The sequence below is a fragment of the Palleronia pelagia genome (genome assembly GCF_900110115.1).
Taxonomy (GTDB): Bacteria; Pseudomonadota; Alphaproteobacteria; order Rhodobacterales; family Rhodobacteraceae; genus Palleronia; species Palleronia pelagia.
The window spans coordinates 468553-488086 of sequence record NZ_FOCM01000002.1; the positions used below are offsets into that span (position 1 = coordinate 468553).

The 19534-nt window shown below is 68.2% G+C and carries 19 protein-coding genes; 2 read left to right on the forward strand and 17 right to left on the reverse strand.

Features of this window, described 5'->3' with window-relative positions:
• Position 1: 1 nt before the first annotated feature.
• Complete coding sequence (gene def, locus BMX96_RS06505) at positions 2-520, reverse strand: peptide deformylase (protein WP_407944654.1); 519 nt, start codon at positions 518-520, stop codon at positions 2-4.
• A gap of 118 nt (positions 521-638) precedes the next feature.
• Between def and BMX96_RS06510 the strand changes: the two genes are divergently transcribed.
• Together BMX96_RS06510 and BMX96_RS06515 are read left to right on the forward strand one after the other, a co-directional pair.
• Complete coding sequence (locus tag BMX96_RS06510; protein ID WP_091844761.1) at positions 639-1829, forward strand: MalY/PatB family protein; 1191 nt, start codon at positions 639-641, stop codon at positions 1827-1829.
• A gap of 260 nt (positions 1830-2089) precedes the next feature.
• A complete protein-coding gene (locus BMX96_RS06515) occupies positions 2090-3349 on the forward strand; it encodes a DEAD/DEAH box helicase (RefSeq protein WP_091844762.1) in 1260 nt (419 codons plus the stop codon).
• A gap of 70 nt (positions 3350-3419) precedes the next feature.
• Here BMX96_RS06515 and BMX96_RS06520 read toward each other — a convergent pair whose 3' ends face one another.
• The 16 genes from BMX96_RS06520 to uraH all read right to left on the reverse strand — a co-directional run bounded on the left by BMX96_RS06520 (position 3420) and on the right by uraH (position 19520).
• Positions 3420-3854, reverse strand: a complete 435-nt coding sequence (locus tag BMX96_RS06520) for an acyl-CoA thioesterase (protein ID WP_091844763.1) — start codon at positions 3852-3854, stop codon at positions 3420-3422.
• Positions 3855-3858: 4 nt separating this feature from the next.
• Positions 3859-5070, reverse strand: coding sequence for an acyl-CoA dehydrogenase (locus tag BMX96_RS06525; protein ID WP_091844764.1), 1212 nt, complete (start codon positions 5068-5070; stop codon positions 3859-3861).
• A gap of 3 nt (positions 5071-5073) precedes the next feature.
• A complete protein-coding gene (locus BMX96_RS06530; RefSeq protein ID WP_091844765.1) occupies positions 5074-6573 on the reverse strand; it encodes a class I adenylate-forming enzyme family protein in 1500 nt (499 codons plus the stop codon).
• Positions 6570-7562 carry an NAD(P)H-dependent flavin oxidoreductase gene (locus tag BMX96_RS06535; protein WP_091844766.1) on the reverse strand — a complete coding sequence of 331 codons (993 nt, stop codon included), beginning with the start codon at positions 7560-7562 and terminating at the stop codon, positions 6570-6572. Before BMX96_RS06535 ends, BMX96_RS06530 begins: the two co-directional genes overlap by 4 nt.
• The gene (locus tag BMX96_RS06540) at positions 7559-8341 is read right to left on the reverse strand and encodes an oxepin-CoA hydrolase, alternative type (RefSeq protein WP_091844767.1); all 783 of its coding nucleotides are present in this window, start codon (positions 8339-8341) and stop codon (positions 7559-7561) included. The genes BMX96_RS06535 and BMX96_RS06540 overlap by 4 nt, the downstream gene beginning before the upstream one ends.
• Positions 8338-8754: a PaaI family thioesterase gene (locus BMX96_RS06545; protein WP_091844768.1), complete on the reverse strand. Its 417-nt coding sequence runs from the start codon at positions 8752-8754 to the stop codon at positions 8338-8340. Before BMX96_RS06545 ends, BMX96_RS06540 begins: the two co-directional genes overlap by 4 nt.
• A complete protein-coding gene (locus BMX96_RS06550; protein WP_091844769.1) occupies positions 8751-9875 on the reverse strand; it encodes an acyl-CoA dehydrogenase family protein in 1125 nt (374 codons plus the stop codon). Before BMX96_RS06550 ends, BMX96_RS06545 begins: the two co-directional genes overlap by 4 nt.
• 3 nt (positions 9876-9878) lie before the next feature.
• A complete protein-coding gene (locus tag BMX96_RS06555) occupies positions 9879-11075 on the reverse strand; it encodes an acyl-CoA dehydrogenase family protein (protein ID WP_073128481.1) in 1197 nt (398 codons plus the stop codon).
• A gap of 15 nt (positions 11076-11090) precedes the next feature.
• Positions 11091-12266 carry an acetyl-CoA C-acyltransferase gene (locus tag BMX96_RS06560; protein WP_091844770.1) on the reverse strand — a complete coding sequence of 392 codons (1176 nt, stop codon included), beginning with the start codon at positions 12264-12266 and terminating at the stop codon, positions 11091-11093.
• On the reverse strand, positions 12259-14352 hold the full coding sequence (locus BMX96_RS06565) for a 3-hydroxyacyl-CoA dehydrogenase NAD-binding domain-containing protein (RefSeq protein WP_091844771.1): 2094 nt from the start codon (positions 14350-14352) through the stop codon (positions 12259-12261). The genes BMX96_RS06560 and BMX96_RS06565 overlap by 8 nt, the downstream gene beginning before the upstream one ends.
• A gap of 34 nt (positions 14353-14386) precedes the next feature.
• A complete protein-coding gene (locus tag BMX96_RS06570) occupies positions 14387-15193 on the reverse strand; it encodes an IclR family transcriptional regulator (protein WP_091844772.1) in 807 nt (268 codons plus the stop codon).
• Complete coding sequence (locus BMX96_RS06575) at positions 15193-16530, reverse strand: TRAP transporter large permease (protein WP_091844773.1); 1338 nt, start codon at positions 16528-16530, stop codon at positions 15193-15195. Before BMX96_RS06575 ends, BMX96_RS06570 begins: the two co-directional genes overlap by 1 nt.
• 3 nt (positions 16531-16533) lie before the next feature.
• The gene (locus BMX96_RS06580) at positions 16534-17049 is read right to left on the reverse strand and encodes a TRAP transporter small permease (RefSeq protein WP_091844774.1); all 516 of its coding nucleotides are present in this window, start codon (positions 17047-17049) and stop codon (positions 16534-16536) included.
• Between the two features lie 124 nt (positions 17050-17173).
• Positions 17174-18223, reverse strand: a complete 1050-nt coding sequence (locus tag BMX96_RS06585) for a C4-dicarboxylate TRAP transporter substrate-binding protein (protein ID WP_091844775.1) — start codon at positions 18221-18223, stop codon at positions 17174-17176.
• A gap of 130 nt (positions 18224-18353) precedes the next feature.
• Positions 18354-19187 (reverse strand): inositol monophosphatase family protein, encoded by an 834-nt coding sequence (locus BMX96_RS06590; protein WP_091844776.1) that lies wholly within the window; start codon positions 19185-19187, stop codon positions 18354-18356.
• The gene (gene uraH, locus BMX96_RS06595) at positions 19188-19520 is read right to left on the reverse strand and encodes a hydroxyisourate hydrolase (RefSeq protein ID WP_091844777.1); all 333 of its coding nucleotides are present in this window, start codon (positions 19518-19520) and stop codon (positions 19188-19190) included.
• Between the last annotated feature and the right edge of the window lie 14 nt (positions 19521-19534).

A 19534-nucleotide genomic window follows, 5' to 3' on the forward strand; every position in this document is an offset into this window, starting at 1 on the left:
GTCAGGCCCGCGCCCGTTCGCGCTTCAGCTTCTGCATCTTGCGGGTGATCATCTGGCGCTTGAGCGGCTTCAGGTAGTCGATGAACAGCTTGCCATCCAGATGGTCGATTTCGTGCTGCACGCAGGTCGCCCACAGCCCGGTGAAATGCTCCGACCGTTCGGCGCCGTCGAGGTCGGTCCATGCGACCTTCACCTCGGCCGGGCGTTCCACGTCGGCATATTGCTCGGGGATGGACAGGCAGCCTTCCTCGTAGATGGACACCTCGTCCGAGGCCCAGGTGACCTCGGGGTTGATCAACACCATCGGCCGCGGCTCGGCGCCCTCTTCCTTCACGCAGTCCATGACCAGCACGCGCTGCATCACGCCGATCTGCGGCGCGGCCAGCCCGATGCCCGGCGCGTCGTACATGGTTTCCAGCATGTCGGCGGCCAGCGTCCGCAGGTCGTCGTCGACCGTGTCCACCGGATCGGCCGGCTTTTTCAGACGCGGGTCTGGATGGATGAGGATGGGGCGGATCATGCCGTCCATTTAGGCGTGGCGCGGCGGGGATGCAACAAAACGCGCGTGCGGCGCGCGGGGCTGGACCTCGGCGGTGGATGTGACAGGTTACAGCCCAGCCAGACACCGGGAGCACGCCATGTCATTCGACGGAGCCAAACGATCCTTCGACGAGATCATCGACCGCAGGGGCACCCACTGTGCCAAGTGGGACATGATGGAGCCGGTCTACGGCGTGCCGAAGGACGACGGGCTGGCCATGTGGGTGGCCGACATGGACTTCCGCCCTCCCCAGGCCGTGCAGGACGCCGTGGGCCGGCTGCACGACCACGGCGTTTATGGGTATTTCGGCGATGACGACGCCTACAAATCCGCGATCTGCTGGTGGATGGACCACCGCCACGGATGGCAGGTCGATCCCGGCCACATCTTCACAACCAACGGGCTGGTGAACGGCACCGCCATGTGCGTCGACGCCTTCTCCGCGCCGGGCGACGGCGTGGTCCTGTTCACGCCGGTCTACCATGCCTTCGCGCGGGTGCTGAAAGCCGCGGGGCGCGAGATCGTGGAATGCGAGATGGCGCTGGACGACGGGCGCTACACGCTCGACTTCGATGCCTACGATGCGCAGATGACCGGGCGGGAGCGGATGCTGATCCTGTGCTCGCCCCACAATCCCGGTGGTCGGGTCTGGACCCGGGACGAGCTTCGGGGCGTCGCCGACTTTGCGCGCCGCCACGACCTGGTCATCGTGTCGGACGAGATCCATCACGACCTGGTCTATCCCGGCCAGAGCCATACGCCGATGGTGCAGATCGACGGCATCGCCGACCGGCTGGTGATGATGTCCGCGGCGACCAAGACCTTCAACATCGCCGGTGCCCATGTGGGCAACGTCATCATCGCCGATGACGCGCTGCGCCAGCGTTTCGCCACCCGCATGGCCGCCATGGGAACGTCGCCGAACGCCTTCGGGATGCACATGGTCACCGCCGCCTATTCGCCCCAGGGCGCCGAATGGGTGGACGACCTGATGCACTATCTCGACGGTAACCGCCGCCTCTTCGACGAGGGGATCGCGTCGATTCCGGGCCTGCGCTCCATGCTGCTCGAGGCGACGTACCTGTCCTGGGTCGATTTCGACGGCACCGGCATGGACAGCAAGGAATACCTGCAGCGGGTCGAGGAGCGCGCGAAGATCGCCGTGAACCACGGCCCCACCTTCGGCAATGGTGGCGAGCGGTTCCTGCGATTCAACATCGCCACCCCCCGCGCCCGCGTGGAAGAGGCCGTGGAACGACTGCGCGACGCCTTCGCCGATCTGCAATAGGTCGAACCGCTTGACATGACGGGGTATCCCCCCGATATGCAGCCCAAGACGATGATCCCTGCCGCGTGAGCAGACCGGGCGCGAGGCGCCCCACCGAGGATCGTCGCACCGTTTCCCAGATCACGCGGGGAGGCACGCGCCAGTTGCGGCCGCCCCAGGGCAATCCGGCCCCGGTCAGTTTTCTGGCGTTCCTCTGAACGCTCACGGGTCCGCCTACGCGCGGGGACCCGACATTCCCATTTTCCGAAAGGATCCATTCCATGGATTTCGACATGCTGGGCCTTCCGCCCAAGATGATTTCCCGCCTGGCCGAGCTGGGCATCTCTGAACCAACCCCGATCCAGAAACAGGCCATCCCCCATGCCATGAACGGCCGTGACGTGATGGGCCTGGCGCAGACCGGCACCGGCAAGACCGCCGCCTTCGGCCTGCCGCTGATCAACGCCCTGTCGGCCGAGGGCACCAAGCCCGATCCGAAGACCGTGCGCGGCCTGATCCTCGCGCCCACGCGCGAGCTGGCCAATCAGATCGCCGACTCCCTGCGCGGGTTCGCCGGGGGCACGCACTTGTCCATCGCCGTCGTGGTGGGCGGTGTCAGCATCAACCGCCAGATCGGCCGGCTGGAGCGCGGCGCCGACCTGCTGGTCGCGACGCCCGGCCGCCTGATCGACCTGCTGGACCGCAAGGCCGTGCGGTTGGACCAGACGCGATTCCTGGTGCTGGACGAGGCCGACCAGATGCTCGACATGGGGTTCATCCACGCCCTGCGGAAGATCGCCCCGCTTCTGGCCGCCGACCGGCAGACCATGCTGTTCTCGGCCACCATGCCGAAACTCATGTCCGAGATCGCCGACAGCTATCTCAGCAACCCGATCCGGGTCGAGGTCGCGCGCCCCGGCCAGGCCGCCGACAAGGTCGAGCAGGAGGTCCATTTCGTCTCGAAGGACGGCAAGCCCGACCTGCTGCGCGAATGTCTCGACCGCCATCCCGAGGATCGGGCGCTGGTCTTCGGCCGCACCAAGCACGGCTGCGAGCGGCTGATGAAGCAGCTCGACCGCGACGGCTACAAGGCCGCGTCGATCCACGGCAACAAGTCCCAGAACCAGCGTGACCGCGCGATCCAGGGGTTCAAGGACGGCACGGTGAAGGTGCTGGTCGCCACCGACGTGGCGGCCCGCGGCATCGACATCCCGGGCGTGGAATACGTCTACAATTTCGAGCTGCCGAACGTGCCCGAGAACTACGTCCACCGGATCGGCCGCACCGCGCGGGCCGGGCGTGACGGGCAGGCCGTGGCGTTCTGCGCGCCGGACGAGATGAGCTATCTGCGCGACATCGAGAAGGTGCTGAAGGGCCGCGTTCACGTTGCCTCGGGCGCGCCCTGGGCCGAGGACACGCCCCCGCCGAAACAGGGCGGTCGCGGCCGCAAGCCGGGCGGCGGCGGTGGCAAGCCCGGTGGCGGTGCGGCCAAGTCCGGGCGCCGGCGCAGCAAGTCGGGCGGGCGCCGGCGGGCCGCCTGAGCGGCGATATTATCCGGGGTAATCTCCGGCAAATCATCGCGGATGATTGGGTCTGACGGCGGTCCCGCCGTCAGACCATGCGCAGATCCTCGAGATAGGCGCGCAATTGATCCGGGATCGGGGCCGGGCGATTCGTCTCCCGGTCCACGTTAACGTGGACGAAATGCCCCTCGGCCGCCGCGACCTCGGCATCACCCCCGAAAAGTCCCAGTTCGTAGGTCACCGCGCTGCGGCCGAGCTTGGCCACCCGAAGCCCGGCCGTGATGTCCTGCGGAAAGCCCAGCGGCGCGAAGTAGCGGCAGCCGGATTCGACCACCAGGAAGATCGTCGGGCTGGTGGCCGGGTCCAGAAGCTCGCGCTCGACCAGCGGTGCGTTCACCGCGGTGTCGAAGAACTGGTAGTGCAGGGCATTGTTCATGTGCCCATACACGTCGTTGTCGAACCACCGCGTCGGCATCGTGCGAAAGGCGAAATAATCCGACCGGCGGCCCGGCGTCGCGGTCATCGCGTCACACGAAGGCCTGCAGGCCGGTCTGGGCGCGACCCAGGATCAGCGCGTGCACGTCGTGGGTGCCCTCGTAGGTGTTCACCGTCTCGAGGTTGATCATGTGGCGCATCACCTGGAACTCCTCGGAGATGCCGTTGCCGCCATGCATGTCGCGGGCGACGCGCGCGATCTCCAGCGCCTTGCCGCAGTTGTTGCGCTTCATCAGGCTGATGAGCTCGGGCGCCGCGGTGCCGTCGTCGATCATCCGGCCCAGCCGCAGAGAGCCCTGCAGCCCCAACGTGATCTCGGTTTGCATGTCGGCGAGCTTTTTCTGGAACAGCTGGGTCTGCGCCAGCGGGCGGCCGAACTGCTTGCGGTCCAGCCCGTATTGCCGCGCCCCGTGCCAGCAGAACTCGGCCGCGCCCATCACGCCCCACGAGATGCCATAGCGGGCGCGGTTGAGACAGCCGAACGGCCCTTTCAGACCCTCGACATTGGGCAGGAGCGCATCTTCGCCCACTTCCACGTCCTTCATGACGATCTCGCCGGTGGTGGACGCGCGCAGGCTCAGCTTGCCGCCGATCTTGGGCGCGCTCAGGCCCTCCATGCCCTTTTCCAGCACGAAGCCGCGGATCTTGCCGCCATGCGCCTCGGACTTGGCCCAGACCACGAAAACATCGGCGAAGGGCGAATTCGAGATCCACATCTTGGAGCCGTTCAGCACGTAGCCGCTGTCGGTTTTCTTGGCGACCGTCTTCATCCCGCCGGGGTCGGACCCCGCGTCGGGCTCGGTCAGGCCGAAGCAGCCGATGAACTCGCCGCTGGCGAGCTTCGGCAGGTACTTCTTGCGCTGTTCCTCGCTGCCATAGGCGTGGATCGGGTACATCACGAGACTGGATTGCACCGACATCATCGAGCGGTAGCCGGAGTCCACGCGCTCGACCTCGCGCGCGACGAGGCCGTAGGTGACGTAGTTCATGCCCAGCCCGCCGTATTCCTCGGGGATGGTCACGCCCAGCAGGCCGGCTTCGCCCATCATCGGGAACAGCTCGGGCGCCACGGTCTCTTCGCGATAGGCGTCGATCACGAGGGGCTGCAGGGTGTTCTGCGCGAATTGCCGTGCCGCGTCGCGCAGCATCCGCTCATCCTCGGTCAGCTGGGTTTCCATCAGCATCGGGTCGTCCCATTCGAAGGACGACAGTTCGGGGCCGTGGCCTTGGGTGTCCTTGGGCATGTCTTACTCCTTGTCCAGCTCCGCTATCCGGTCCGCGAAAGCGTCCAGAAGCCTGTGTTTCAGTATCTTTCCGGTGGCGGCGGCAGGCAGCTTCTTCACGATGAATATAGCAGATGGCCGCTTGTAGTTCGACAGACTGTCCGCGACGAAATCCCGCAGCGCGTCCGGGGTCACCGCGTCGTCCGCCGTTGTTTCGACGAAGGCGAGCACGTCCTCGTTGCCATCGCGTGCCCGGCCGACCACGGCCGACTGCACCACGGCGGGATGGTCGTTCAGCGCCGCTTCGACCTCGGGCGGGTAGACGTTGAAGCCAGAGCGGATGATCAGCTCTTTCACCCGGCCGACCACGTGCAGGTTGCCGCTTTCGTCGATCCGGCCCAGGTCGCCGGTCTTCAGCCAGCCATCGGCGTCGATGGTCTGTGCCGTCAGGTCCGGGGCGCGGTAGTAGCCCTTCATCACGTGCGGCCCGCGGGTCAGGATCTCGCCCACGCCGTTCGCGTCGGGCGCGTCGATGGCGACCTCCAGCCCGGGAAACGGCGGACCGACGCTGATATCTGCCGTGCCGATGGGGTTGCGCGTGCCGCAGACACCGGCAGTGGATTCGGTCATGCCGTAGCCGTTCTGCAGGGGCAGACCGTAGAACGCCTCGGCCTTGCGCTTCCATGCCGGGTCCAGCGGCGCCGCCCCGGACGAGACATAGCGCAGCTTGGCGTCCTTGAGGCTGTCGATGCCCAACTCGGCGGTGTGCTTCATCAGAAGCGCGTGCATCTGCGGCACGGCGGGCAGCACGGTGGCCCCGTCGCGCAGCGCATCCAGCAGGGCCGCGGGGGTGAAGCGGGTCTCCAGCTGCACCTCGGCCCCGGTGATCGCCCCCGCCGTCAGCATCGACGCGATGCCGAACACGTGGGTCAGCGGCAGCGCGCCGTAGATCCGGTCGGACGGCACCATGTCGCGCAGGTCGCGCGAGGCGGTGCCGGCGTAGACGAGGTTGTCATGGGTCAGCATGACGCCCTTGGGGTCGCCCGTGGTGCCCGTGGTATAAAGCAGGATGGCGACGTCCCCGTCCGTCTCGGCCTTGGACCCGTTGTCCGTGGGTCCGAAGGCGACGCCGCCGAAGGACGTCTCGACCTCCGTCGCGCCCGCCGTTTCCGCATGGCCGCGCGCGGCATCGCTGGCCTCGGTCGTGTAGGCGGTCACGCGGGGCGTGCAGTGCGCCGAAATCCGGCCGATCTCGGACGCCGTCATCCGCGCGTTGACCGGAACGGCCCAGGCGCCTAGGCGCGACGCCCCGAAGATGAGGGCCGGAATCACCGCGCAATTCTCGGCCACGATCACCACGCGGTCCCCGGCCCGCACGCCTCGGGCCGACAGCAGCTCGGCCGCCTCGCGGCTGGCAGCGGCGTAACCGGCGAAATCGAAGCGATAGCCCAGCGTGTCGCGCAGCGCGGGCGCCTGCGGGCTGGCCTTGGCGTGGGCGTCGATGATCTCGTGCAAGCGCGTCATGCGGTTCTCCGTTCGGGCCGCAGTCGCGCCAGCGCAACCTCGGCCTCGTGTTCCAGTTCGGCGACGATCTCGGCCAGCGGCTTGATGGCATCGGTCAGGCCCAGCGCCTGCCCCGCCGACAGCATCCCCCAAGACACGTCGCCGCTGGCATAGGCCTGCCGCCCGATCGTGCCCTTCACCAGCGGCATCAGCTGGTCGATCCCCCCCTCGGGGTTCTCGCGCTCCAGCCGCGCGACCTCTTTCGTCGTCTCGTTCTTCAGGGTGCGGATCGTGTTGCGCACCGTCTGCATGGTCAGGTCGGTGTCGCGCTCGGACGCATCGACCATGGCCTGCTTGTAGCCGGGATGCGCCGTCAGTTCCTCGCAGACCAGGAAGCGGGTCCCGATGGTCACGCCCGACGCGCCCGCGGCCAGCGCGGCGACGATCTGGCTGCCCGCGCCGATGCCGCCGCCGATGAGGAAGGGGATGTCCAGCCGCTCCTCGGCCAGCGCCATGTTCACCATGGACCCCACCAGGTCCATGCCCGGGTGGCCGCCGCATTCGGCGCCGACGATGGTCACCATGTCCACGCCGACGGACTGCGCCTTCACGGCGAAGCGGACCGATGGCACCTTGTGCAAAACGGTGATGCCGGCGTCCTTCAGCTGCGGGATGTAGGGCTCGGGGTTGCGGCCCGAGGTTTCGACCACCCGCACGCCCGCATCCGCGATCTGCTTGAAGACATCCGCCGTCTTCTCGCCCGGCACCAGCTTGGGCAGCATCGAGACGTTGACGCCGAAGGGGTTCCCCTCGGCCATGTCGCGGCATTTGGCGATCTCGGCGTCCAGCGTGTCGGGGAAGCTGGCGGCGGTGAGGAACCCCATGATCCCGGCGCGCGCACAGGCGCTGACATAGGCCGCGTCGCCCAGCCACATGAGCCCGCCCGCCACGATCGGCAGGCGTGTCCCGAAGGCACGGGTGGCGGCGGTGTCGAAGACGGGATCGGTCATGCGCGCAGCTTCCGGTAATCGGGGCGCCGTTTTTCGAGGAAGGCCGCGATCCCCTCGCCCGCCTCGGGCGAGCCTTGCGCGTAGGCCATGGCGTCGCGTTCGCGGTCCAGCTGTGCGTCGAGCGTCGCGGCGCGCCCGTCCGTCAGCAGCCGCTTGATCGCGCGCTGGGTGTCCTGCGGCCCGTCGGACAGGCGCGCGGCAAGGCCCAACGCTGTTTCCAGCGCTTCGCCCGCCTCGCTCATGGCGGTGAGGGCGCCGATCGCCTCCAGCCGTTCGGCCTCCACATGCTCGCCCAGCAGCATCAGCCGCGCCAGCAGCGGCGGCGGGATCACCGCCGCCGCGCTGTGGGTCAGGCCGCCATCGGGCACCAGACCGGCCTTCACGTAGGCCATGGTGAACTTCGCGCCCCGGGCCGCCACCAGCATGTCGCACGCGAAGGCGATCGAAACGCCGGCCCCCGCCGCGCCGCCCTCGACCGCGGCGATCACGGGCGCGGGGCAGGCGCGCAGGTCGCGGATGACGTTGTGCAGGGTCTCGATCTTCTCGCGCCGCTCGGGCGCGGACAGGTCGCGGCGGGTGCGCAACGTGTTCAGGTCACCCCCCGCGCAGAAGAAATCGCCCTCGCCCGCCAGCACCAGCGCGGCGATGCCCGGCTCGGCCGCCCACTGGCAGGCCTCGCGCAGCGTCGCGTAGTAGTCTGGCGTCAGCGCGTTGCGCCGGGACGCGTTGGCGTTCCAGGCGATCAGGACATCCCCGCGCTGTTCGATCCGTGCGGTCATCCCTGCGCCTTCTTCATGACCTTGAAGGCGCCCGAGCCGGTAGCGATCAGCGTGCCGTCATCGCGGCGCAGCTCGCCCTCGATGAACTTCACCGACCGGCCACCGCCCACCACGCGCCCCGTCGCGGTCAGCGTGTCGCCGACCTGCGCCGAGGCGATGAAGTTCGTGGTCATCGAGATCGTGACCATCGGGTACAGGCCGCTGTCGTCCACCGTCAGCGATCCCGCCGCGCCCATGGCGTTGTCCAGCATCACCGCCGCGAGCCCACCGTGGAACGCGCCGTGCCGGTTGGTGTGCCGGTCGTCCAGCGTCAGGCGGCAGCGGGCGCACCCGTCGCCGCCCGAGACGTCCAGCACGTAGCCGATAGTGCGCTGGGTACCGGTCTCGTCGGTGATGATGCCGGGCGTGCTCATGCCGCCGCGCGCATCCGGGCGAAGCGGCCCAGGTGATAGGTGCTGTCGCCGAAGCGGTGATCGGCCATGGTCAGGCGCCGGGCGATATGCGCCAGGTCGTATTCCTGGGTCATGCCGATGCCGCCATGCATCTGGATCGATTCCTCGACCACCAGCTTGGCGACCTTGCCGATCAGCTGTTTCGTGGCCGACACGTGCAGCTCGCGCGTGTCGCGGTCCGCTTCGAGATGGCCGCACAGATTGATGACGGCCGAGCGGGCCTGCTCGATCTCGACCAGCATGTCGGCCATGCGGAACTGTAGCGCCTGGAACTTGCCGATGGGGCGGCCGAACTGCGTGCGCTGCTTGAGGTAGTCGGCGGTCAGCTTGCGGCAGGCCTCCATCAGGCCCAGCGCCTCGGCCGACAGGGCCGCCGTGGCGCGCGCGGTCGCCCACTCGATATCGGCGTAGGCATCGCCCTCGCCGCCCAGCAGCTCGGCCGTCACGCCGTCCAGGGCCAGCTCGGCCGCGTGCCCGCCCGCCATGGTGCGGTAATCGCGGATATCGAGACCGTCGGCATCCGCGTCCACGAGGAACAGCGACAGCCCGTCCTCGTCGGCGACGTCACCGCCGGTGCGGGCCGACACGACGATCTTGCCCGCCTGCCCGGCCGCGGGCACGACCGCCTTGCGCCCGGTCAGGGTGTAGGTGTCGCCGTCGCGTCTGGCCTCGGTCGCGACGCGGCTGAGGTCGTAGCGGCTGCCGGGCTCGCCATGGGCGAAGGCCAGCATCGTGGACCCCGCGATCACGTCCTCGATCAACGCCTTCTGGGCGTCGCTGCCGCGGCGCGCGATCAGCCCGCCCGCGGGAACGATCTCCAGCAGCGGTTCGGTCGCGCCGGCGCGGCCCAGTTCCTCGAAGACGACGCTCAGGTCGAAGCCCGCGCCGCCGAAACCGCCCTCATCCTCGGTGAAAAGGGCGCCGATGACGCCCATCTCGGCCAGCCCGTCCCAGGCCTCTTGCGAATAGCCGGTGTCGCCCTCGGCCACCGCCTCGCGCGCCTTCTTGTCCAGCGTATCGGCCAGGAAACGGCGCAGGCCGTCCTGCAGCATCTGGCGTTCTTCTGTCAGGTCGAATTTCATGGCTCAGAGCTCCAGGATGGCTTTCGAGATGATGGTCTTCTGCACCTCGTTCGAGCCGCCGTAGATCGACAGCTTGCGGTTGTTGAAATAGGTCGCCGCGGCCGGCAGCGCGTAGTCGGGGCCCACGGGTTCGACATTGCTGCCGGGCTCCAGCGCCTCGGAGACGAACGGCATGGCGTAGGGGCCCACGGCCTCGCGCGTCAGCGCGTTGATCTCCTGCCGGATGACGGTGCCCTTGATCTTGAGCATGGACGATTCCGCGCCCGGGGCCTGTCCCTCGGCGGCGGCCGAGACCACGCGCAGGTTGGTCGTGGCCATCGCCATCAGCGCGATCTCGACCTCGGCCACCTTCGCGGCGAAAAGCGGATCCTCGATCAGCGGGCGGCCGTGGCTGTGTTCCAGCCGGGCGATGCGCTTGAGGTTCTCCAGCGCGGCATTGGCAAAGCCCACGCCCGCGATATTAGTGCGCTCGTGGGTCAGCAGGTACTTGGCGTAGGTCCAGCCCTTGTTCTCCTCGCCCACCAGGTTCTCGACCGGCACGCGCACGTCCTTGAACCAGACCTCGTTCACCTCGGCCCCGCCGTCGATCAGCACGATCGGCCGGACCTCGACGCCCGGGTCGTTCATGTCGATCAGCAGGAAGCTGATCCCCTCCTGCGGCTTGCCCTCTTTCGAGGTCCGCACGAGGCAGAAGATCATGTTGGCGTGCTGGCCCAGCGTGGTCCACGTCTTCTGGCCGTTGACGACGTAGTGGTCGCCGTCGCGCTTGGCCTCGCATTTCAGGCTGGCCAGGTCCGATCCGGCGCCCGGCTCGGAATAGCCCTGGCACCACCAGTCATCGCCGTTGAGGATGCGCGGCAGCCAGTAGTCCTTCTGGTCCTCGCTGCCGAACTGCTGAAGCACGGGGCCCAGCATGTTGATGCCGAAGGGCACGATCCGGGGGGCGTGGGCGGCGGTCGTCTCTTCCTCGAAGATGTGGCGCTGCACGGCGTCCCAGCCGGTGCCGCCGTATTTCTTCGGCCAGTTGCCGGCCAGCCAGCCGCGTTCGTTCAGGATCGCGTGCCATTCCTCGTGGTCTTCCTTCGTCAGCTCGTGGCGCAGGCGCACCTTGTCCGACAGCCGCTCGGGAAGCTTTTCGTCCAGGAACGCCCGCACCTCGGCGCGGAAGGCGTTCTGCTCGTCGGTGTAGCTCAGGTCCATCGCGATGTTCCTTTCTCAATAAATCTCGAACAGGCCCGCGGCACCCTGGCCGCCGCCGATGCACATGGTGACAACGCCCAGCTTGGCGCCCCGGCGCCGGCCCTCGTGCAGGATGTGCCCCGCCATGCGTGCGCCGGTCATGCCGAACGGGTGGCCGACCGAGATCGAGCCGCCGTTGACGTTCAGGATGTCGTTGTCGATGCCCAGCGTGTCGCGACAATAGAGAAGCTGCGAGGCGAAGGCCTCGTTCAGCTCCCACAGGTCGATATCGTCGACCGACAGGCCCTGGCGTTCCAGAAGGCGCGGCACGGCATAGACCGGCCCGATGCCCATCTCGTCCGGCTCGCACCCCGCGACGGCGAAGCCGCGGAAGGCGCCCAACGGCTCGAGCCCCGCGCGCTCGGCCTCCTTGCGATCCATCATGACCAGCGCGGCAGCGCCGTCCGACAGCTGGCTGGCGTTGCCGGCGGTGATGTATTTCCCCTCGCCGCGCACGGGTTGCAGGCCCTTCAGGGCCTCAAGCGTCGTGGAGGGGCGGTTGCATTCGTCCATCTCCAGCATGACCTCTTCGTGGGTCACCTCGCCGGTTTCCTTGTTCTTCACGGCCTTCGTCGTCTTGATGCCCGCCAGCTCGGCGTCGAAGCGGCCCGCCTTCTGGGCCGCGGCGGTGCGCATCTGGGACTGGTAGCCCAGCTCGTCCTGCGCATCGCGGCTGATGCCATAGCGGTCGGCCACGATGTCGGCGGTGTCGATCATCGGCAGGTAGAGGTCGGGCTTGTGCTCCATGATCCAGTCGTTCGGCGCCTCGTCGGGGGGCGGCTGCACGCCCGAGATCGACTCGACCCCGCCGACCAGGACGGCCTTGGCGCCCTCGGCCCCGATCATGTGTCCCCCCATGGCGATGGCCTGAAGGCCCGACGCGCAAAAGCGGTTCACGGTCGTGCCCGCGATCGACACGGGCAGGCCCGCCCGGATCACCGCCTGGCGCGCGATGTTGCGGCCCGTGACCCCTTGGGGATAGCCGCAACCCCAGATGCTGTCCTCGATCAGCGCGGGATCGATGCCCGCGCGCGTGACGGCGTGGTGGGTCGCGTGACCGGCCAGGTCGACGCCGTGGGTGATGTTGAACGCGCCCCGGTGGGCCTTGCCGATGGGGGTGCGCGCGACGGAGACGATTACGGCGTCAGTCATTGTTCATACTTTCGAAATTGCGGCCCTCGGCGGCCAGGGTGTCGATCAGGGCGGCGGGCGACCAGAAGCCGCTGCCATCCTCGTAGGCGTTAAGCCGGTCGCGGATCGTGGCGATCCCGGTCATATCGGCGTATTTCATCGGCCCGCCGCGATACCGCGGGAAGCCGTAGCCCATGAGCTTCACCACATCGATGTCGAGCGGGCGCAGCGCGATGCCGTCTTCCAGGATGCGCGCGCCCTCGTTCACCATCGCGGCCATGTAGCGCTCGACGATCTCGTCACCGGTGAAATCACGCGGCGTGACGCCCTGCGCGGCGCGCTCCTTGGCGATCAGATCCAGAACCTCGGGGTCCTCGCGGCCCTTGGGGCTTTCGTCGTCGTAGATGTAGAAGCCCCGCCCGGTCTTGCGGCCCAGACGTTCCATTCCGTAGAGGTCATCGGCCCATTGCGGATAGACCACGCCGGGCTGTTTGCCCTTCCGCTGGCGCGTCATGTAACCGATGTCGAGCCCCGCCAGGTCGGCGACCTTCATCGGCCCCATGGCGAAGCCGAACTGCTCGAGCGCGCGGTCGATCTGGTAGGGAGATGCCCCGTGCAGGATCATCCAGTCGGCCGCACTGCGATAGTGGCTGAGCATGCGGTTGCCGATGAACCCGTCGCAGACACCCGCGCGCACGCTGACCTTGCCCAGCCGCTTGCCCAGGGCAAACGCCGTGGCGGTCACGTCGGTGTCGGTCGCGTCGGCCACCACGACTTCCAGCAGTTTCATCACGTGGGCGGGGCTGAAGAAATGCAGGCCGATCACGTCTGCGGGCCGCGACGTGGCCTGCGCGATCTCGTTGATGTCGAGGTAAGACGTGTTGGTCGCCAGCACCGCGCCCGGCTTGGCGACCGCATCGAGTTGGGTGAACACCTCTTTCTTGACGTCCAGCGACTCGAACACGGCTTCGATGATGACATCGGCGTCCTTCAGGTCGCCGTAATCGGTCGTGGTGGTGAGGGTCGCAAGCGCCGCGTCGCGCTTGGCGTCGCTCATCTTGCCGCGTTTGACCGCGCCCGCGAGGTTCGACTCGATCGTGGCGCGGGCCTTGTCGGCGGCCTCGGGCTTCATCTCGACCAGCGTGACGGGCAATCCGGCCAGCAGCGCCGCGGTGGCGATGCCCGATCCCATGGTGCCGCCGCCGACGACGCCGATGGCCTGCACGTCACGCGGGGTGGCGTCCTTCAGGCCGGGCACGCGGGCGACCTTGCGCTCGATGAAGAAGGCGTGGATCAGGCCCTCGCGCTGGGGGGTGTCGATCAGCTCGTTGAACAGGCGCCGTTCCTCGGCCAGCCCGTCGGGCAGGTCCATCTCGGTGGCGGCCTTCACGGCCTTCATCGCCTGCACCTGCGCCACCTGGCCCGGGAACTTGCGACGCAAGTTCTGCTCCCATATGTCCCATCCATCGGCGGGCGCGGCCGGACGCGGCAGGCCCGAGACGGGGCGCGGCGCGGCGCCTTCGGCCAGCAGCTCGCGGGCATAGGCCACGCCCTCGGCCCGCGCGGCCTCGGAGCCCTTGCCCTCGCCCACACGGTCGATCAGTCCGCTCTCGCGCGCCGCCTCGGGCGTCACGGGCTTGCCCGAGGTGATCATCTCGAGCGCGGCGTCGGTCCCGACCACGCGCGGCGCACGCTGCGTGCCGCCCGCGCCGGGCAGGATGCCCAGCGAAACCTCGGGCAGGCCCAGCTTCGTTCCGGGCAGCGCGAGGCGATAGTGGCAGCCCAGCGCGACTTCGAGCCCGCCGCCCAGCGCCGCGCCGTGGATCGACGCGACCACGGGCTTGGGACAGTCCTCGATCAGCGTGCAGATCTCGGGCAGCCACGGGTCCTGCGGCGGCTTGCCGAACTCGCTCACGTCCGCGCCGCCCAGGAACAGCCGCCCCGCGCCGCAGATGACGGCGATGCGCGCGGTTTCGTCGGCGGCGAACCGGTCGACGCAGTCCTTCAGCGCGGCACGGGTGGCATGGCCCAGCGCGTTCACCGGCGGGTTGTCAACGGTGATGACCGCGATCTCGTCGTCCAGGTCGTAGGTGACGGGTGTGCTCATGGTTCCTCCTGTTCGGTCGTGGGTTGCCGCGCGCTCAGCCCGGCAGGGGCGAGGGCGGCATGCCCAGTCGTTGTTCCAGTTCCTTCACCGCGACCCGCAGCGCCGGGCCCACCTCAGTCTCCATCCGCTCCACCGGCAGGTCCACGGGCAGCGCGCCGCAGGTGAAGACCACCGGCCCGCCGATGTCGCGCGGCTGAAACGGGGTCGACACGGCGTGGATGTTGCCGCTGAAATACTGCGCCGGTTCGGTGATGACGAAGCCGCGGGCGAACATCTGGTCGCGGGCGTCGGCGCGGATCTCGCGCGCGGTGGCCAGGTCCAGCCCCCGGTCGCCATCGACCTCGGACACGAGCTCGGGCAGCGCGTCCTCGGACGTGGCACCGATCAGGCAATGCCCCGAGGACGTGCCCCGGAACGGCAGGCGGTGGCCGACCTCGAGCCAGATCGACGACCGGTCGACGGGGCGGAACGTCTTGGCCAGCAGGACCTTGTTCGTGTCGCGCATGGCCAGCAGCGCGAGGGTGCCCGTCTCGTCAGCCAGCCGCTGCATGATGGGGGCGCAGATGTCGATGAAGCTGATCGATGCGCCCGCCACGTTGCCCAGCGCCAGCAGCGCGGGACCGGGGCGGTACCGGTCGCGCAGCCGGCCGTGGGTCAGGTAGCCCAGCGATTGCAGCGTGAAAGTCAGCCGCGACACGGTGGACTTGGGCAGGCCCGTCCGTTCGGCGATCTCGGCGTTGCTCAGCCCGTCATCCGAGGGACGGAAGGCGCGCAGGACACTCAGGCCACGGGCCAGCGTCGTGGCGAAACGGCGATCGGCGTGGGGCGATTGGTCGGTCATCACATGCTCCCCGGAATGGCCAGGCTCAGCCACGGCACTGCCATGATGATGATCAGGACGATCACGTCTATGCTCAGGAACCGCAGGATGCCCGAGAAGATCCGGTCGATGGGCACGGACGGCCCCACGACGGACGAGATGACGAAGACGTTCAGACCCACGGGCGGGGTGATCAGGCCGATTTCCAGCAGCTTGATGACCACGACACCGAACCAGATCAGGTCGAAGCCATAGGTCTCGATCAGCGGGATCATCAGCGGCAGGGTCAGAACCATGATCCCGATCGGGTCGAGGAACATGCCCAGCAGCAGGTAGATCCCGGCGATGGCCGCCATCAGCACCACGGGGCTGAGCTCGGCATCGGTCACCGCCTGCACGATGTCGGGCGCCACGCCGGTCAGCGCGATGAAGGCCACGAAGATCTTGGCGCCCGCGGCGATCAGGAAGATCGATGTCGTCTGGATGCAGGTCTCGCGCAGCGACTCCCACAGCCCCCGCAGCGTCAGCTTGCGCTGGATGAAACCGATCGCGACGGCCAGCGAGACCGAGATCGCGGCCGCCTCGGTCGCGGTGAAGAACCCGCCGTAGATGCCGCCGACGATGATGACGAACAGCGCGACGGCGGGCCAGGCGGCGATCGCGGCGCTGCGCCGCTCGGAGGCCGTGATCTCGCCGGTATAGGCGGGCGCATCGCCGGGCTTCTGCTTCACCCAGATCCAGATGACCAGGAGGAAGCCCGCCAGGCTCAGCAGCCCCGGCAGGACACCGGCGAGGAACAGCGCGCTGATCGAGGTCTCGGTGAAAATGCCATAGATGATGAACAGCACCGATGGCGGGATCAGGCTGCCCAGCGTGCCGCCCGCCGCGACCGAGGCCGTCGCCAGCCGCTTGTCGTAGCCCATCGACAGCATTTCGGGCGAACAGATCCGCCCCATGGTCGAGGCGCAGGCGATGGACGACCCGGTGATGGCCGAGAAGCCGCCGCAGCCCACGACGCTGGCCATGGCGACGCCGCCGGGCACCTTGGCCAGCCAGACGCGCGCGGCATGGTAGATCGCGGTCGTGATCTCGGCGCGATAGGCGATGTGGCCCAGCGCGACGAAGAGCGGGATCATCGACAAATCGTAGCTGTGGATCAGGTCGAACGAGTTCGAGAAGACCAGCGACGAGGTCGGACGATACGCCCGCTCGGGCGCGAAGGCACCGGTGCGGAACGCGAAAATGACGAAGGTGCCGACGGTCGCGACACCCGCCAGCGCGAAGGCGATGGGCACGCGAATGGCCAGCAGGCCGATGACGCTGGCGAAGGCGACGATGCCGATCAGGGTTCCGTCCATGGATCAGGCCTCGTCTTCGACATGGGCGGGGCCGCCATCGATATGGCCTCCCGCGCGGATGGTGGCGATGTCGCGCCAAACGGTGATGGCCAGCCGCACCCAGCAGACCGCGATTCCCAGGAAGAACAGAGCCCGGCCCGGCCATTTCGGCAGCGAAAGCTGGCCGAAGAAGAACGACCCCGACGACCAGTTACCGGCCAGCTCGTGCCAGCCCGCCCACATGAGCGGCAGCAGCGCAAAGAGCCCGACGATCGAGCCGAACACCACCAGCCAATCCTGCGCGCGGCGCGGGAAGTGCTGGGTCAGCACCTCGACCACGATATTCGCGCGGGCGGTGACCACGGCGGCCAGCGGCAGGACGATGGCGGCCACCATCAGCTCGCGCACCATGACGACGGTATCGGGGATACCGGAATTGGCGAACACCCGCAGGCAGACGCTGATCGTGATGAGTGCACCCAGCCCCACCACGGCGATGGCGGCCAGATCCAGGAACAGCTTTTCGATGCGGGTCAGCATGGGCTGCGCTCCGTGCGGTCGAAAGGTTGAAGATGGGTGTGGCGGCGCGGGGCCATCGGGTCGTGATCCGGCGCCCGGCCAGGTTCGGGGCCCCGCGTCACCGCCGGGCCCCGGATGTCACGCCTCAGCGCTCCCAGGGATAGCCCTGCTCGTCGCGCTCGGCCGTGTACTTGTCGATCAGCCCGCGATACTCGGTCAGCAGCGCCGAGCCATCCAGGCCGGCGGCATTGGCCTGCTCGACCCACTCGTCGATATAGGTGCTGCCCTTCTCGACCAGCTTGGCACGCTCTTCCTCGGGCAGTTCGATGATCTCGACCCCCGCTTCGCGCATGGTCTCGACGGCCGCTTCGTTGTCGGCATTGATCAGCTCGCCCAGCGTGTCGGCCATGCCCATGCCGGCTTCGGCCAGGGCGTCCTGATGCTCGGCGGACAGGCTGTCGTACATGTCCTTGTTCATGAAGATGCCCAGCGCACCGACCTGCCCCCAGTTCAGCAGGGTATAGCTGTCCATGACCTCCTGCTGCTTCAGCGCGGCAATGGCGTAGCTGTAGCCCTGCGAGCAGTCGATCAGGCCCGTATCGAGACCTTGGTAGGCGTCGTAGATCGACATGCTGACAAGGTTCGCGCCGTAATCGGCGAAGGTCTTGCCGTAGGCGCCGACACCGCGGACCTTCAGGCCCTCGATGTCGTCGGCCGTGCGGATGGCCGCGTCCTTGCAGCCGATGTGGACGGCCGAGGTCGTGTAGGTGCCGATATAGACAAGGTTCATGTCGGCCAGGTTCTGCTGAATGGCGTCCGAGCTGCGCATCAGCTCGTCCGTGGCGCGCATGCCGACCCAGGCGTCGGGGTTGTTGATGGGCAGGTCGGCGATGCCGTAGGCGACCATTTCCTGGGGGAAGTACACCGCGATGATCGTGCCCGCGTCGGCCACGCCATCGGCGATCCCGCTCAGCGCGGCGCCGGCCTTGAACAGCGCGCCACCCCACTGGATGTCGAACTGCAGATCGCCCCCGGTGGTCTCGGCCACCTGCTCGGCGAACCAGTTGGTGGCCTCGGCGCGGGCGCCGCGATTCGGGCCGGCTTCGCCGTAGAACAGCGTGGTCTGCGCCTGGGCCAGGCCGGCCGTGGCGGCCAGCGTGGCGGCAACCGCAGCGGTGCGGAGCATCTTGGACATTGGTGAACCTCCCTAGTTTCACTATGCAGAATTATATTTTGCATAGCAAAACTAGCAGCGCGACGCGCAGGAACGCAACCCGCTTCCGGTCACGACAGCGGAAACGGGCCTAAGGCGGGGCGGACAGCCGTCAGCTGTCCGCCAGCGCCTCGCTCAGCATGTGGGCGATGGTCTTGCGCGTGTCGGGGCCGGTCCCGGCGACCAGCACGGCGCCCGGGTCCGTCAGCTCGTAGGGCGCACCCGAGAGCGCGCCGCCGTCCCCGCCCGCCTCGGCCAGCGCCAGCATCCCGGCGGCGTGATCCCAGGGCTTGGACTGCGCGGCGACCATGAAATCCGCGTGTCCGGTCAGAAGGATACGGTATTCGTGGCACGAACAGCGCAGGTTGCTCATCCGGCCCACCTGCGGCCACAGCGCGGCCAGTTTCGGGTGCCTGTCCGCCGGGAAGTTGTAGATCGGCAGGTACCCGGTCTGCGCGGTGATGTCCCGCTCGGAGCGGACACGCAGCGTGCGCCGCTGGTCCCCGCGCTGGAACCACGCGCCGCCGCCCCGCCGCGCCGCGACCCAATCGTCGCAGACCGGGTCGTACAGGACGCCGAACTCGGTCCGTCCATCCACCGCCACGGCGAGAATCATTCCGAAACTGGCGTTGCCATGGGCGTAGTTCGCGGTGCCGTCGATCGGATCGATGATGACGCTGAGCCCCGGCGCCGACAGGCGGTCGAGGATCGCGGCATCGTCCGACACCGCTTCTTCGCCCACCACGTGGGCGCCGGGCAGGATCTGCCCCACCGCTCGGTTCAGCTGATCCTCGGCGGCGCGGTCGGCCACGGTCACCAGGTCCTCGGGGCCGGTCTTGGTGTCGACCTCGCCCGCGCCCAGGTTGCGGAAACGCGGCAGGACCTGGTCGCGCGCGGCCTCGCGCAGCGCGTCGATCAGGGCGGTCTGGGTGCGGGTGTCGATCATTCAGCTGCCCCGGTAGGTGGAATAGCCGTAGGGCGACAGCAGCAGCGGCACGTGGTAGTGCGCGGCCTCGGACATGGTGAACCGCACCGGCACGTCGCCCAGGAACCCGGTATCGTCGAGGTAGCCGCCCGCGCGGAACACCAGCTCGTACGTCCCGGTGGCGAAGTCGGCCTCGGGCAGGATCGGCCCGTCAGTGCGCCCGTCTTCATTCGTGACCTTGCGACCGATTTCCGCGCGCGCGCCGTTTTCGAGGCGATACAGCACGATTTCCAGGCCCGCCGCCGGGCGACCCTTCGCCGTGTCCAGCACGTGTGTTGTCAAATAGCCCGGCATCTGTCTCTCCTGCA